Below are 13,623 nucleotides of genomic sequence, written 5' to 3'. Positions count from 1 at the left end.
ATATAATTTTCATTACACGACAAAAGGAGATATATCTACTACAATGGAACATCTTATGCACATGTACTACGGATTTATAGACGAATATCTAACCGAAGCGAGCCCAATATATTCGCTAGTCTATTTATATGCACTCCGTTTCGCAAGCGAGGGAAAACAAATTCCAAATATCTCCGCACAAGCCGAAGCACTCAGGTTGGTTCCTAGCGATATAAATTCCGCTTGGCTTTTCTGGGTTTCGCAAGGTTTAGCTTCTATCGATGGAGAAGACATAAAGCTTACAATGATACCAGAAAAATCTGCAAAAGAATCAGCTGATATACAAAAACAAGTCGACGCGCATCCCCAAGCACCAAGCGATGAATTAGTTTCCTGGGTTCTAAATGAAGCGAACCGCGCATTCGACGATACCCTTTCAGCGCGCGACATAGAAACTCTCGAGTGGCTTTTAAATAATAAAATTCTTCCGCCGGAAGTCCTCCTCCTTCTAATAAACTTCTCTCGCGAGGGCGACAATAAAAAAACCATGAGCTACATAGAAAAAGTCGCATTAGATTGGCAAGACCGTGGAATCAATACCGCTCTAAAAGCTGAAGAATTCATCAAATCTATGCAAAAGAAACCGAAATATAATAAAAACAAGAAATCTAAACAATCATCTTTCCATAATTTTAAGGAACGCGATTATGCAGGCACAGACGAGGTCTATAACAGGCTATTCGACGCGATGGGGCAATAAATATGCAATTTTCAAATGATATTTACAAACAAGTCGACGACGCTCTTTCAAAGCGTCGCTTAAACGCTGCAAAAAAGCGCGAAGAATATTTAGCCGAGCTTTATGCCGAGCATTCAGTTTTAAAAGAAATCGATACCAACATAAAAAACGTCGGCAAACAGGCTTTAGATATACTAGAACAAAGCACACAAACCTCCGGCGTCGCTAAAAATGCTCTTTCAAAAATCAATGATCTAGATATCGAAAGAAAAAAATATATAAAAGAAACAAAAATTAAAGAAAAGACAAACTTCTTCTCTTGCAAAAAATGTAACGACACTGGCAGATTAGACGATGGCTATTGTTCTTGCCGAGATGAAATTGCTCTAAAAATTTCGTCCGATTTATTAGGTCTAGACGAAGATGACCTTCCATCATTTAACGATTTTAAGGTTGATTTATACGATAACACCCGTGTTTTTAGAGGCAAATCATATCAAAAATATGCCGAACTGGCTCTAGAAACAGCTAAAAACTTTGAAAGCGGAAATTTAGTCATAAACGGTCCAACCGGCATTGGCAAGACATTCACAGCCGAATGCATCGCTAACAATTTCATAAAAAATAATAAGACCGTTTTCTATATGTCTGCCCCTAGGCTTTTTATGATGTTGGAGGAATATAAATTCGGTCAAGACACATCGCAAGAAACAAAAGACCGTATAAACCTCATGCACGAGGCGGACCTTTTGGTGATAGATGACCTTGGAACAGAATTTCGAACTTCTTCCGGAGTGGTTGATACATTCCTTTTTGATTTGCTTGAAAGCCGTATAAAAACTAAAAAATCGATAGTGCTAACAACCAATCTCGGGCCAGCCGAAATCAAAGCAACATATTCAGATAGAATATATTCACGTATAATTGGTGCCTTTAAATGGATAAACTATTTGGGAGATGATCTAAGATTAAAGTCAAACTACTAAACAAAGATGCCGTTTTGCCAAATTACGCAACATCAGGGTCGGCTGGAATGGATTTATCAACAACCGAAAGTTTTTCACTCTACCCGCGCCAACGCAAATTAATCCCAACAGGAATATCTGTCGCGATAGACGAAGGCAAAGTCGGACTAGTATTTATCCGCTCATCATTAGGCTACAATAAAGGTCTCTCGTTGCCAAATTGCGTCGGCGTTATCGATAGCGACTATAGAGGCGAAATTTTCGTAGCATGCACTAACATTTCTAATCTACCAATATACATCTCAAAAGGCGAGAGAATAGCGCAATTAGTCGTTATGCCATACTCACAAGAAAAAATCGAATTGGAGGAAAGCCTTGAAGAAACTCAGCGAGGCGCAGGCGGATTCGGCTCTACAGGTTCGCACTAGCGACATTTTTCTCATGCTCGGGGTATTGTTGATATCCCTTTTTTTTATTATCCTTCCTTTATTTTCTATTTCAAATAAAAACAGTCAAGTTGAAATTTATAGCGACAGCAAACTCATATACAAAACAAGTTTGGAAAACCCTCGAGCATATTCTGTCTCTGGTGTTGATTTTGTTATATATGATAATTCAGTATATGTACGCGAGGCAAACTGCCCTGATAAGCTGTGCAAAAATCAAGGAAAAATTAACAAAGCCGGACAATCTATCATCTGCCTTCCAAACAAAGTTGTAGCGAAAATCGTTGGAACAAGCGAGGTGGACACGATTGCATACTAAACATATAAAACTCGCCATTCTTCTAGGCATCGGCGTCGTTCTGCAAATAGTCGATAATCTTTTCATCCTTCCTATCAATATCCCTGGCGGCAAATTGGGCATAGCAAATATCGTCACGCTATACGCAATATACACATTCTCTGCCCCCGATGCTATACTAGTTTCAATCCTGCGCGCAAGCCTCGGCAGTATAATATTCGGCGGAACAACGACACTTTTTTATAGTCTATCAGGTGCAGTTTTAGCGGTTTTAATTATGCTGGTTGCAAAAAAAATAAAACCATTTTCTATATACGGAGTCAGCCTGCTCGGTAGCATAGCGAACAACATCGGGCAAATTTTGGTCGCCTGCTTCATGCTATCTTCTTTCGCGCCAATTTATTATCTGCCATATCTGGTCTTACTCGGTTGTCTGTCCAGCCTTGCTGTTGCATACGCTACAGTTCTAATGCTGAAACACAAAGACTAAAAAAGAGCATATGCTCTTTTATAATATATTCTCCCAAGTTATCCTCGTCTTGTCCTTAATATGCTCAAGCAACGTGATAACAACTGCAGTCTGCGAAGAGGAATCCGACTTAGCATTATGAAATACAAACTCGCGCATCATGGCACTTTGGGATAGCAACGTATCATAATCAATATGCTCAACCATCGCTCCAAAAAATAATTCTTCTTCTTTAAGCGCTCTAGAAAAACCTTCAACTTTTTGACGCGCTCTAACCCACTCCTCTTTTTGCACGTCCTCAAATAAATCATAAAGTGTAGCAACCTGGTTGTCCACTTTTTTTACCATAACATGCTGAGCGAAAAAAATTCCGCTAACTAAAATAAGCAACATCACAATGCTAATAATAAACGTTTTCATGAGTATATTATTACCCAAAAATCAAATTTCTATCGCGTTCTTTGTAAAGCCTTTTTATAAGCAACCTTGGCAGACAATTCCAAATCCAAAGCCGGCAATCTTTTCAAAAAATCGTCGCCAATCGCCTTTTTATCCGTCCTATATTCATTCGCAACAGTCGCGAAACTTTTTCCGTCTTGTAAATATTCTCGCGCAGCCGCTAAGAGTTCTTCATCAGTTAGCTTCTTCGCAAATGCATATAGCCCATGATACTTGTTCTTAACCTGCTCAGCTAAAGTTCTATTAACTAGTGTCAACCTGTTTTCAAATCTTATACGAGTCTTCTCAGGATCAAGCCCTTTTTGCTCTGCAAATTTAATACCAGAACCATCAAATTCTAAGAACTCTTTCGCTAGCCCCTCAAGCTCGATCTTTTCCTGCTCCGTCGGCTTGCTGGTTCTAAGTCTTTTTGCCATAGCTTTTTCATATAAATCATAATCGATAAAAGCAAGACGACAATATATGTATGAAGAAACGATAGAATCCGCGACTCTTCCACGGAATTTCCTATCTTGATACCCCATCTCCAAATATTCTTTAACCGCACCAATAATTTCTTTTCTGCTAGGTATAACAGTCGATTTAACACGGCTATCTAACTCCGCTCTAAGCTCTTTCGCAAGCGCGAAATCATTTTTTATTAAGTATGTAAATATATTCCTTTGCAAAATTGACGAGTGCATATCATATTTTTTAGCCAAAGTTTTCAAAGCCGTGCCCGCTAAGCATTCGTGAGCAATTTTAAGAATTTTATCCTCATCAATGGTCACCCTATTTTGCAAATCAAACTTATCTCTAACTCGCTTGCCTAAATCTGGCTCGAATGTCGGGAGGTATAATAACAATTCTTTTTTTAGCTTTTGCGATTCAATATCATTTGCATACTTTTGTGATGTCGTACGAAAATTTTCTCCATCAGACAAATAAAATAACGCCTTTGCGCGCAACTCTTTTTTATATTCATCCGAAAAATCAAATGCGTTCTTAATCAAGACATGCTCCCCCCGTGTAATTAAATTATACCATATTTTGGCAAAAAAGTCAAACCAAAATTAAACATATTTTGCAGTTTCTTTGGCTAGAATATGTAGTATGATAAAAAAGAATATAAAAATTTTTATAACTATCCTATGCCTATTTGTAAGCACGAGCGTTGTTTTCATCCTACCCAATAGAAAAATAATCGGCGCAAGCTCTAAGGCAGATCCAGACAGAACCGTTATCGCATCAGGCGAGTTCATCGGCATAAAAATCAATATGGGCGGGCTTTTAATTGTCGGGCTGGACGACATCGTCGCAGAAGACGGCAAGTTTTTAACAAGCCCAGCAAAAAAATCCGGGCTGCGAGTTGGCGACCTTATAGTAGGCATATCGGGCAATAAACTAGAAACGGTTGACGAATTAGTCGATGCAGTTCAAAAGCTTAAAGGCGAGGCAACCGATTTAGAGTATAAAAGAGATGACGTCGTAAGACAAACAAGATTTGCAGGGGTTTACGACACCGGCTCGGGCGACTATAAAATCGGCGCATGGGTTAAAGACACAGCGATGGGGCTCGGGACGATAACATACTACGAGCCAAAGACCGGCAAATACGTCGGCGTTGGTCATACGATTTTAGATGATGATACAAAGCACATAGTCCCATTCGAAAGCGGGGAGATTTATGAGGGCGTTGTGACGGGTATCCGTAAAGGAATGCAAGGCGAACCGGGAGAAATTCGCGGAACATTCGCAAGCCCAATATCCCTAGGTAGCATATTCAAAAATAGCGAAACCGGCATAACAGGAAAATTAAAAAAACCAGATAACACAAATCAAATCAAAGTTGCGACCGATGAAGAAATTTCAGTCGGCGAAGCATATATGATATGTGAACCATTCGGCATAAAAGAGAAATTCAAAATCGAAATAACAAAAATCGCAAAAATGGGCGAAAAAGATAAAGGGCTAACAGTCAGGGTTACAGACAAACGCCTATTAGACCGCACGGGCGGCATAATTCAGGGAATGTCCGGCTCTCCAATCATACAAAACAATAAACTAGTCGGCAGCATAACGCACGTCCTAGTCTCGGACCCGACGCGCGGATACGCATCAAAAATCAGCGAGCTATTTTGACATTTTTTTCGCTTTATGATATACTAGCCCACAAGAGGTGATTGTAACATGAAACACGTATTTATCGTCAACCCTACAGCGGGCAAAGCGAGAGATTATAAAGGCATCATGAAGAGAATCGATGAGTATTGCAACGAAATCGAATTCCCGCATGTAATCCATATAACCACCAAACCAAAAGAAGCAACTGAATTCGCAAAACTATATAAAGACGAAGAATGCGTTATCTTCTCCGTCGGCGGAGATGGAACGCTAAACGAAGTTGCATCTGGCATAGTCGGCACGAAGAACCGCCTAGGTGTTATACCTACAGGCAGCGGAAACGATTTCTATAAAACACTAGCTTTCACAGACGACGTTCAAATAAAATGCGATATCGGCATGATTAACAAAAACTATTTTATCAATATTATCAGCTTCGGCTTAGACGCTGAAGTTGCAGCGAATGCAGAACTAATGAAAGGCAAAGTTCCTCCATCACAAATCTATAACGCCAGCATTTTATATACATTTTTCAAATTCAAACATAAGAAAATGGAACTAACTTTGCGAAACACCACAATGTCTGGCATGTATACGATCGTAACAATCTGTAACGGTCAATTTTATGGCGGAGGGTACCATGTCGCTCCAGACGCAGAGCTTGACGACAACCAATTCGATGTATATTTCGCAAATAAAATGAGCAAGGCAAAAATGCCTAAACTGGTTTTAAAGATGAAAAAGGGCGCGCATATCCATAGCCCTCTCATACACAAAATCAAAACAGACCATATTAAATTAGTGTCAGATCACGAGCTAATCGCAAATGTTGATGGGGATATAATCCGCGGCAAAGAATTCGAAATAGAGCTTATTCCAAACGCCATAACCATGGTTAACGATAAAGAAATGGTTAATAAAATTCTTGGCAAATGAATTTCACATACATGCTCCGCTGCAGCGATAATTCGCTATACACCGGCTGGACAAACGATATAGAAAACCGTGTGGCACAACACAACCTCGGCCACGCATCGAAATATACCAGAACAAGGCTTCCTGTAAGTCTTGTTTATTTCGAACTGTTTGCGGATAGAAACGACGCAATGAAGCGCGAATGTGAAATCAAAAAACTAAGCAAACAAGAAAAAGAAAAGTTAGTCGAGGCGATGGCATCATGAAAATGTTATTGCACACCTGCTGCTGTCCTTGCTTTTCAAGCGTATTCGAACAGCTAAATCAAAGCGAGAATAGTTATGATATAACTTCATATTTCTGCAATCCGAACATCGCGCCTTTAGGCGAATACGAAAGAAGACTAGGCGAAGTTAAAAATTATGCAAAAATTCCAGTCGTCGAAGGTTCAAAAGAGCCAATCGAACTTCCCAATACGAAAGAGGGCGGCGAGCGTTGCAGGTTATGCATTAAGCACAGATTGGAAGATACCGCAAAATATGCGAGTAAAAATAATTATGATGTCTTTGCGACGACATTAACAGTCAGCCCACATAAAAACCATGAAATGATAAACGAAATCGGCGAGGCGCTAGCAAAAAAATATAACACAAAATATCTAGAAAGCAATTTCAAGAAAAACAATGGCTACCTACGCAGTCTAGAGCTTTCCCGCGAAAATAATCTATACCGCCAAAACTACTGCGGCTGTTCGCCAAGATAAACCATATTAAATAAAATACCAATCCGCGTTTTTTGAAAATGCGGATTTTTTGTCATAATTTCGCTCCTTTTCATATCATATAAGTAAAAGGCGAAAGTAGCCAAAATATTTAAAGGAGAGTTTTATGTATAAACCAGATGAAGACAAATGCAAGTGCAAGAAAAAATGCAATCATGATAACACACCATGCGAAATCACAGTACCAGTTGAAGTCCCTGATGTCATTTTAACCAACTCATCATCAACAGTAAATGTCCCTGTGACTGTTCCTGATATCCAAACACAAGTTATAAAACATTGCGAAACAACATCGGTCAACGTGCCTGAAATCGAAACGGATTTAACAAAAAAATTAGTTGATGTCGCCGTTGAAGTCCCAGATTTTCACACCGAAACATCATGTTTCCAAAAAACAATTTCTGTGCAAGTTCCTGAAATTAACACAGAAACAATCGTTAAGCCGCAGTCAGTCTCGCACACAGTGCCAAACATCAATGTTGAAACAGTATTAAAAGAAGTGGCCGTTCCTGTTCGCGTTCCAAATGTACAAACGGAAATCGTAAAAAAATGTGTTCATGTGCCAATCGCAGTTCCTGAAATTCATGTGCATGTTGTAAAAAAACCAACAACTATAAAAGTCGAAATCCCTGAATATGACATTGAAATTATCAACGGCTGCCAAGACATCACGCCTCTTGCAAGCGAAATTACAAACCTTGAAGACGAAATTTTCACTCCTCTCGACGAAATATAAGAAAATTTGATAAACAAAAAGCCCTTTCGGGCTTTTTTGATTGCCTAAAAACATTGACAAATTCACGAAAATATGATATACTAAAGCTCGCTTATTTATTTCTTGGCTCATGCGTCGCTCCAACGCTCTGCTAGGATATAAATGAATAATAATTTTAAGGAGGCTAATAATGATTAGCAAAGAAAACAAAGAAAAAGCAATAAAAAACACACAAAAACACAAGACAGACACGGGTTCACCTGAAGTTCAAATCTCGATTCTAACAGAACGCATCAACGAGCTAACGGAACACCTAAAAATCCACAAAAAAGACGACCATTCAAGAAGAGGACTTTTGCTCATGGTTGGTAAACGCCGTCGTCTTCTTAAATATCTAATGAAAATCGATATTGAGCGTTATAGAGCGATTATCGAAAAACTCAACTTACGTAAATAACAAAAACAAGAGACGAGGTGGCAGCGTCTTTTTGGACTGCCATAAATAATATAAGAATAGGAATATTAAATGTCAATTTACAAAACAGATTTTGCAGGAAGAGAATTAACAATCGAAACAGGCAAGACAGCATTTTTAGCAAACGGCGCGTGCATCGTGCGCTATGGCGATACCGTAGTGCAAGTAACCGCAACAATGTCTCCAGAACCACGCGATGGAATCGACTTCTTCCCACTTTCTGTAGATTATGAAGAAAGATTATACTCTGTCGGCAAAATCCCTGGCGGATTTACAAAACGCGAAGGCAGAGCATCAGAAAAAGCAATCCTAACATCACGCGTTATAGATAGACCTTTCCGCCCCCTATTTCCAAAAGATTTAAGAAACGATGTCTCAATCGTCGCTCTTGTCCTTTCTGTGGAACAAGACAATTCACCAGAAGTGGCAGCTATGATCGGTTCTGCCGTTGCAGTTTCTATGAGCGACATCCCATTTAACGGACCAATAGCAGGTCTCCACGTTGGATTAGTTGATGGCAAAATCGTTCTTAACCCTAATGAAGCCGAAAAAGCCGTAAGCGAACTCGAGCTTACTCTCTGCGCGTCAAAAGAAAAAATCGTTATGATCGAAGCCGGCGCCAAAGAAGTTCCTGAAGAAAAAATGTTGGAAGCTATCAAAGTCGGGCACAAAGAAATTAAAAAAATATGTGATTTTATCAACACAATTGTTGCTGCAGAAGGCAAAGCAAAAATTTCATACAAAAGCTGCATACCAGGCGAAGATGTTTATGAAGCTGTTAAAAAAATCGCATACGAACCTCTAAAACAAGCGTTGGATAACGCTGCAAAAGAAGTTAGAGACGAGAAAACCAGAGCAGTTGAAAAAGAAGTTAAAGAAGCTTTAGCGGAGGAATTTCCTGAAAGAGGGCATGAGGTTGCCGAAGTTCTCTATAAATTGCAGAAGCACATCGTGCGCGACTGGATATACGAAGAAGGAAAACGAGTTGACGGACGCGGTCTTATGGATCTCCGCGAGCTTTCAGCCGAAGTCGGAGTTCTTCCAAGAACACACGGATCTGGTATGTTTGCCAGAGGATATACACAAGTCCTAACCGTTGCAACGCTCGGCGCAATAGCAGATATGCAAAAGCTAGACGGGCTAGACAACGAAGAAACAAAAAGATATATGCACCACTATAACTTCCCATCATATTCTGTCGGCGAAACACGCCCTTCGCGCGGCCCAGGCAGACGTGAAATCGGTCACGGCGCATTAGCAGAACGCGCGCTTGTTCCTGTGTTGCCAAGCGAAGAAGAATTCCCATACGCAATCCGCACAGTGTCAGAAATTCTAACATCAAACGGTTCAACATCTCAAGGTTCGATCTGTGCATCATCGCTAGCTCTTATGGATGCCGGCGTCCCACTAAAAGCACCTGTTGCTGGTATCTCGATCGGGTTAGTTACAAAAGGCGATAAATACAAAACCATGCTAGATATCCAAGGAATCGAAGATTTCTTTGGCGACATGGATTTCAAAGTTGCCGGAACAAAAAAAGGCATCACAGCCATTCAAGTTGATATCAAAGTCGATGGCCTTAGCTACGAAATAATCGAGGAAGCATTCACAAAAACACGCGATTCAAGATATGGCATCCTAGACGGTGTTATGAAAAACGCTATCGCAGAGCCACGTGCAGAGCTTTCAAAATATGCTCCACGCCTAATCTCATTCAATATTAATCCAGACAAAATCCGCGACGTAATCGGCTCTGGCGGCAAGGTAATCCAAAAAATCGTTGCCGACACAGGCGTTAAAATCGACATAACAGACGACGGCAAGGTTGTTATCCTCGCTATTGATTCAGAAAAAGGCAACGAAGCAAAAGCCATCATCGAATCAATCATCGAGGAGCCAGAGGTCGGCAAAGTTTATAACGGCAAAGTCGTTAAAATTATGAACTTCGGCGCATTTGTTGAATTCCTTCCAGGAAAAGACGGCTTGGTTCACATCTCAAAAATCGCTGATAAACGCATCGAAAAAGTTGAGGACGTTCTAAAAGAAGGCGACGAAGTTAAAGTCAAAGTCATGGGATTTGAAAACGGCAAGGTAAACCTTTCGATGAAAGACGCATAAAATGCAAGACAATAATAAAATACCATACGACTCAGAATTAACAAAAATCGCCCCGAGTGCTCCAAAAAAAATAAGCCTATACGTCCTCATTTCAATGATTGTTGTTATAATCATTAGTGCTATATTTTTTATAAAAGCATGGCTAACTCCTTGGGAACCCGGTGGCGGTGGAACTCGACGAGTTATGGTATCCATGTTATGCGGCGCATTTGCAATCGGCATATCAATAGTTTGTATTGTAGATATATTATTCAAAACAATTTCTAAAAAATAACAACCTTATTGGTTGTTTCCGCTGCCCTAGCTCAGTGGTAGAGCACTTCCTTGGTAAGGAAGAGGTCGGCAGTTCAATCCTGCTGGGCAGCTCCAAAACACAAAATTTAATACATAACAAAAAGCATCCAAAGGGCGGTGCTTTTTTCTTGCGCGCTGGTATAGAAACCTCGCATTTAGGTTATAATTTCGTTATGATTACATTGCTCAAAAACCTTAAATGCTACGCTCCCGAGTATATCGGCAAAAAAAACATTCTAATCGCACAAAATAAAATTTTCAAGATATTTGAAGATAACGTAAAAGAAGACTTCGGCAACCTAGTTAACATCATCGATTGCGACGGACTTTTGGCTTTCCCCGGAATTATAGATAGCCATGTGCACATAATCGGCGGAGGCGGAGAAAAGGGGTTCGCAAGCAGAATAGATGAGATAAAATTTCAGGATATCGTTTCAAGCGGAGTAACAACCGTCGTCGGTCTATTAGGTGCAGATGATGTAACAAAAAACATGATCAGCATGCTTGCTAAATCGAAAGGTTTGGAAGAACAAGGCATCACAACATATATCTATTCCGGAAGTTACTCCATCCCTCTCACCACCATAACAAAAAACCTAACGCACGATATGGTGTTAATCGACAAAGTCATCGGCGCAGGTGAGGTAGCGATCGCCGACCACCGCTCGTCATATCCCAGCATCAAAGAACTAATAAAAATTTCAACGGAAGCTCACCTAGGTTCGCTTATAACAGGCAAGGCAGGGCTTGTGCACATGCACATCGGCGATAGCAAAACAGGATTAAACCTTCTAACCCGCGTCCTAGACGAAACCGAGTTACCAATCGAAATGTTTTTGCCAACGCACACAAATAGAAACGAACAACTATTTAAGCAAGCTATAAAATATGTAAAGTCAGGCGGAAATATAGACCTCACCGCAGGCGAAGAAATCGGCTTGTCCGTCCCCGATGCTCTCAAAGAACTAATTAGCAATAAAATAGATTTAGCTCATGTAACAATCTCCTCTGATGCAAATGGAAGCTTTCCAAACAATAAAATCGGCAAGAGTATCACGCTCTTTGAAGACATTATATGCTGCATAGAAAATGGCATTAAACCTGAAATCGTTTTCCCGTTAGTAACAAAAAATGTTGCCAAAAGATTAAAACTATACCCGAAAAAAGGCACATTAAAAGAGGGCAGCGACGCAGATATCTTATTGCTAGATGAAAGCTATAACATCAAAAGCTTATATTCGCTAGGCAAACTAGTTTTCAAAACGGAGTAGAAAATGAATAATAAAAATTCAGGATATTTAATCATCATCGGTGGCGCAGAGGATAAAACAGGCGACTGCGTCATACTAAAACAGGCAAGCACCATCCTAGGCAAAAACGATCTTTTAACCATTGTAACGACAGCAACAGAGTTGCCAGGGGAAGTCGGCGACGAATACAAACAAATATTTAAAAAGTTAGGCGTCGGGAACGTGCAGATACTAAACATTAACACGCGCGACGATGCAAATGAGCCAGCATTATGTGATCAATTAAAAACGTCAAAAGGCATTTTCTTCACAGGCGGCGACCAGCTTCGAATAACCAGCATCCTCGGCGGCACAGAAGCGTATAAAATTATCAAAGATATATATTTTGAAAACGGCGGACTAATTATGGGAACTAGCGCTGGCGCGTCTGTCATGAGCTCAACTATGATAGTCAACGGCAACGATTATGAGCCAGCTAAAAAGTGTACACTAAAAATGGCACCCGGACTAGACCTTTTAAATAACTCAATAATAGACCAACATTTCGACCAACGCGGAAGGTTTGGCAGGCTGCTTTGCGGCGTAGCCGAAAACCCCGACGTTCTTGGCATCGGCATAGATGAAGACACAGCAATAAAAATCTTTCCCGACATGCACTTTGAAGTCCTTGGGTCCAATGTAGTAACAATAATCGATGGCACAAGCATAAAAACAACTAACGTCTCTGAACAAAAACCAAACGAAGTTCTTGCGATAAACGGCGTGACAGTCCACGCCCTGCCAAGCGAATATGGTTTTGATATGAAAAACAGAAAAGTGATGAGATTGAAGTCGGAGGCAAAAGACAAATGATTCAAACAATCGACACATCAATCTATAAAGGTCGAAATATATATAGCCACAAGCCAACAATTAAGCTCGTCGTCGATATCGGCAAATTCGAAAACATCCCCACAAAAGATATTAAGGGATTTAACGACAAACTCCTTCATTGGTTCCCAATCCTTAAAAACCACACTTGCGGTTTAGGCTACAAAGGCGGTTTTTTAGAGCGCATCGAAGAAGGCACATATCTCGCACATGTCCTAGAACACGTTATTTTAGATATACAAAACACATTAGGATATGATGTTAAATTCGGCAAAACTAGGTATCACAAAAAGCCATCAGAGTATTACATCATCTTCGAGTACGAAAATGAAGCGTGCGCGCTGGAATGTGTGCGTTCAGCAATTTATATATTTAACCATTTCCTGCGTGGCAAAGATTTAGATGTAAATTCCTTTTTAGAATACTTGAGAAAAATTGTCATAGATACAGAGCTAGGCCCAAGCACATCAGCGATCGTAAGCGAGGCAAAAAAGAGAAATATTCCAATAACCCGAATAGGCGATGATAGCCTCGTGCGCTTAGGGCACGGCAAACATAGCAAGCTCATCCAATCAACCCTAACAGACCAAACCTCCTGCATCTGCGCAGACATCTCTTGCAACAAACAACCCACCAAACAAATACTAGACAAATGAAATATTAAAGTCCCATATGGAAAAGTTGTATACACCGAACCCGCCGCAGTTAATGCCGCCACAAAAATCGGCATGCCAGTCGTCGTTAAGC

The 13,623-nt window shown here is 40.3% G+C and carries 18 protein-coding genes and 1 tRNA gene; 17 read left to right on the top strand and 2 right to left on the bottom strand.

All coding sequences use genetic code 11. The features are described from left to right. The 5 genes from ACYVTD_RS05965 to ACYVTD_RS05945 all read left to right on the top strand — a co-directional run. Positions 1–739, top strand: a 739-nt coding sequence (locus ACYVTD_RS05965) for a DnaD domain-containing protein (RefSeq protein ID WP_461246872.1), incomplete at its 5' end; no start/stop codon positions are given. A 2-nt stretch (positions 740–741) separates the two neighbouring features. Continuing rightward, a complete protein-coding gene (locus ACYVTD_RS05960) occupies positions 742–1,704 on the top strand; it encodes an ATP-binding protein (RefSeq protein ID WP_461246871.1) in 963 nt (320 codons plus the stop codon). A gap of 14 nt (positions 1,705–1,718) precedes the next feature. After that, positions 1,719–2,111 carry a dUTP diphosphatase gene (gene dut / locus ACYVTD_RS05955; RefSeq protein WP_461246870.1) on the top strand — a complete coding sequence of 131 codons (393 nt, stop codon included), beginning with the start codon at positions 1,719–1,721 and terminating at the stop codon, positions 2,109–2,111. Then, positions 2,059–2,448: a NusG domain II-containing protein gene (locus ACYVTD_RS05950; RefSeq protein ID WP_461246869.1), complete on the top strand. Its 390-nt coding sequence runs from the start codon at positions 2,059–2,061 to the stop codon at positions 2,446–2,448. The genes dut and ACYVTD_RS05950 overlap by 53 nt, the downstream gene beginning before the upstream one ends. Then, positions 2,438–2,917 (top strand): Gx transporter family protein, encoded by a 480-nt coding sequence (locus ACYVTD_RS05945; protein WP_461246868.1) that lies wholly within the window; start codon positions 2,438–2,440, stop codon positions 2,915–2,917. Before ACYVTD_RS05950 ends, ACYVTD_RS05945 begins: the two co-directional genes overlap by 11 nt. Positions 2,918–2,935: 18 nt before the next feature. On the opposite strand, the gene ACYVTD_RS05940 is transcribed toward ACYVTD_RS05945, so the two are convergent. Both ACYVTD_RS05940 and ACYVTD_RS05935 read right to left on the bottom strand, forming a co-directional pair. Next, positions 2,936–3,316 carry a DUF4363 family protein gene (locus tag ACYVTD_RS05940; RefSeq protein ID WP_461246867.1) on the bottom strand — a complete coding sequence of 127 codons (381 nt, stop codon included), beginning with the start codon at positions 3,314–3,316 and terminating at the stop codon, positions 2,936–2,938. 29 nt (positions 3,317–3,345) lie between these two features. Continuing rightward, positions 3,346–4,347 carry a hypothetical protein gene (locus ACYVTD_RS05935; RefSeq protein ID WP_461246866.1) on the bottom strand — a complete coding sequence of 334 codons (1,002 nt, stop codon included), beginning with the start codon at positions 4,345–4,347 and terminating at the stop codon, positions 3,346–3,348. 100 nt (positions 4,348–4,447) lie between these two features. Here ACYVTD_RS05935 and ACYVTD_RS05930 point away from each other — a divergent pair, with 100 nt between their 5' ends. The 12 genes from ACYVTD_RS05930 to ACYVTD_RS05875 all read left to right on the top strand — a co-directional run bounded on the left by ACYVTD_RS05930 (position 4,448) and on the right by ACYVTD_RS05875 (position 13,532). Continuing rightward, on the top strand, positions 4,448–5,476 hold the full coding sequence (locus ACYVTD_RS05930; RefSeq protein WP_461246865.1) for a SpoIVB peptidase S55 domain-containing protein: 1,029 nt from the start codon (positions 4,448–4,450) through the stop codon (positions 5,474–5,476). A 48-nt stretch (positions 5,477–5,524) separates the two neighbouring features. Beyond that, a complete protein-coding gene (locus ACYVTD_RS05925; RefSeq protein WP_461246864.1) occupies positions 5,525–6,394 on the top strand; it encodes a diacylglycerol/lipid kinase family protein in 870 nt (289 codons plus the stop codon). A gap of 11 nt (positions 6,395–6,405) precedes the next feature. Continuing rightward, on the top strand, positions 6,406–6,639 hold the full coding sequence (locus tag ACYVTD_RS05920; RefSeq protein ID WP_461246863.1) for a GIY-YIG nuclease family protein: 234 nt from the start codon (positions 6,406–6,408) through the stop codon (positions 6,637–6,639). Continuing rightward, complete coding sequence (locus ACYVTD_RS05915) at positions 6,636–7,136, top strand: epoxyqueuosine reductase QueH (RefSeq protein WP_461246862.1); 501 nt, start codon at positions 6,636–6,638, stop codon at positions 7,134–7,136. Before ACYVTD_RS05920 ends, ACYVTD_RS05915 begins: the two co-directional genes overlap by 4 nt. A gap of 124 nt (positions 7,137–7,260) precedes the next feature. Next, positions 7,261–7,890, top strand: a complete 630-nt coding sequence (locus tag ACYVTD_RS05910; RefSeq protein ID WP_461246861.1) for a hypothetical protein — start codon at positions 7,261–7,263, stop codon at positions 7,888–7,890. Positions 7,891–8,059: 169 nt separating this feature from the next. Continuing rightward, entirely contained in the window at positions 8,060–8,326 is a 267-nt protein-coding gene (rpsO, locus tag ACYVTD_RS05905) for a 30S ribosomal protein S15 (RefSeq protein ID WP_461246860.1), read from the top strand. A gap of 69 nt (positions 8,327–8,395) precedes the next feature. Continuing rightward, on the top strand, positions 8,396–10,462 hold the full coding sequence (locus ACYVTD_RS05900; protein ID WP_461246859.1) for a polyribonucleotide nucleotidyltransferase: 2,067 nt from the start codon (positions 8,396–8,398) through the stop codon (positions 10,460–10,462). Between the two features lies 1 nt (position 10,463). Next, entirely contained in the window at positions 10,464–10,736 is a 273-nt protein-coding gene (locus tag ACYVTD_RS05895; protein ID WP_461246858.1) for a hypothetical protein, read from the top strand. 20 nt (positions 10,737–10,756) lie between these two features. After that, positions 10,757–10,831, top strand: a tRNA-Thr gene (locus tag ACYVTD_RS05890). Positions 10,832–10,929: 98 nt separating this feature from the next. After that, a complete protein-coding gene (gene iadA / locus ACYVTD_RS05885) occupies positions 10,930–12,027 on the top strand; it encodes a beta-aspartyl-peptidase (RefSeq protein WP_461246857.1) in 1,098 nt (365 codons plus the stop codon). Between the two features lie 3 nt (positions 12,028–12,030). Then, positions 12,031–12,858 (top strand): cyanophycinase, encoded by an 828-nt coding sequence (locus ACYVTD_RS05880; RefSeq protein ID WP_461246856.1) that lies wholly within the window; start codon positions 12,031–12,033, stop codon positions 12,856–12,858. After that, a complete protein-coding gene (locus ACYVTD_RS05875) occupies positions 12,855–13,532 on the top strand; it encodes a cyanophycin synthetase family protein (RefSeq protein WP_461246855.1) in 678 nt (225 codons plus the stop codon). Before ACYVTD_RS05880 ends, ACYVTD_RS05875 begins: the two co-directional genes overlap by 4 nt. Positions 13,533–13,623 lie beyond the last annotated feature (91 nt).

The organism is Treponema sp. R6D11 (assembly GCF_054786075.1).
Note: the sequence above shows the minus strand (reverse complement) of the source record. Positions and strands in the feature narration are given on the sequence as shown.

What these genes read in the sequence shown, in the direction of transcription:
- ACYVTD_RS05880 (WP_461246856.1), top strand. Translation starts at nt 12,031, where the DNA reads ATGAATAATAAAAATTCAGGATATTTAATCATCATCGGTGGCGCAGAG.
- ACYVTD_RS05900 (WP_461246859.1), top strand. Translation starts at nt 8,396, where the DNA reads ATGTCAATTTACAAAACAGATTTTGCAGGAAGAGAATTAACAATCGAA.
- ACYVTD_RS05910 (WP_461246861.1), top strand. Translation starts at nt 7,261, where the DNA reads ATGTATAAACCAGATGAAGACAAATGCAAGTGCAAGAAAAAATGCAAT.
- rpsO (WP_461246860.1), top strand. Translation starts at nt 8,060, where the DNA reads ATGATTAGCAAAGAAAACAAAGAAAAAGCAATAAAAAACACACAAAAA.
- iadA (WP_461246857.1), top strand. Translation starts at nt 10,930, where the DNA reads ATGATTACATTGCTCAAAAACCTTAAATGCTACGCTCCCGAGTATATC.
- ACYVTD_RS05920 (WP_461246863.1), top strand. Translation starts at nt 6,406, where the DNA reads ATGCTCCGCTGCAGCGATAATTCGCTATACACCGGCTGGACAAACGAT.
- ACYVTD_RS05940 (WP_461246867.1), bottom strand. Translation starts at nt 3,316, where the DNA reads ATGAAAACGTTTATTATTAGCATTGTGATGTTGCTTATTTTAGTTAGC.
- ACYVTD_RS05925 (WP_461246864.1), top strand. Translation starts at nt 5,525, where the DNA reads ATGAAACACGTATTTATCGTCAACCCTACAGCGGGCAAAGCGAGAGAT.
- ACYVTD_RS05875 (WP_461246855.1), top strand. Translation starts at nt 12,855, where the DNA reads ATGATTCAAACAATCGACACATCAATCTATAAAGGTCGAAATATATAT.
- ACYVTD_RS05895 (WP_461246858.1), top strand. Translation starts at nt 10,464, where the DNA reads ATGCAAGACAATAATAAAATACCATACGACTCAGAATTAACAAAAATC.
- ACYVTD_RS05960 (WP_461246871.1), top strand. Translation starts at nt 742, where the DNA reads ATGCAATTTTCAAATGATATTTACAAACAAGTCGACGACGCTCTTTCA.
- ACYVTD_RS05930 (WP_461246865.1), top strand. Translation starts at nt 4,448, where the DNA reads ATGATAAAAAAGAATATAAAAATTTTTATAACTATCCTATGCCTATTT.
- ACYVTD_RS05915 (WP_461246862.1), top strand. Translation starts at nt 6,636, where the DNA reads ATGAAAATGTTATTGCACACCTGCTGCTGTCCTTGCTTTTCAAGCGTA.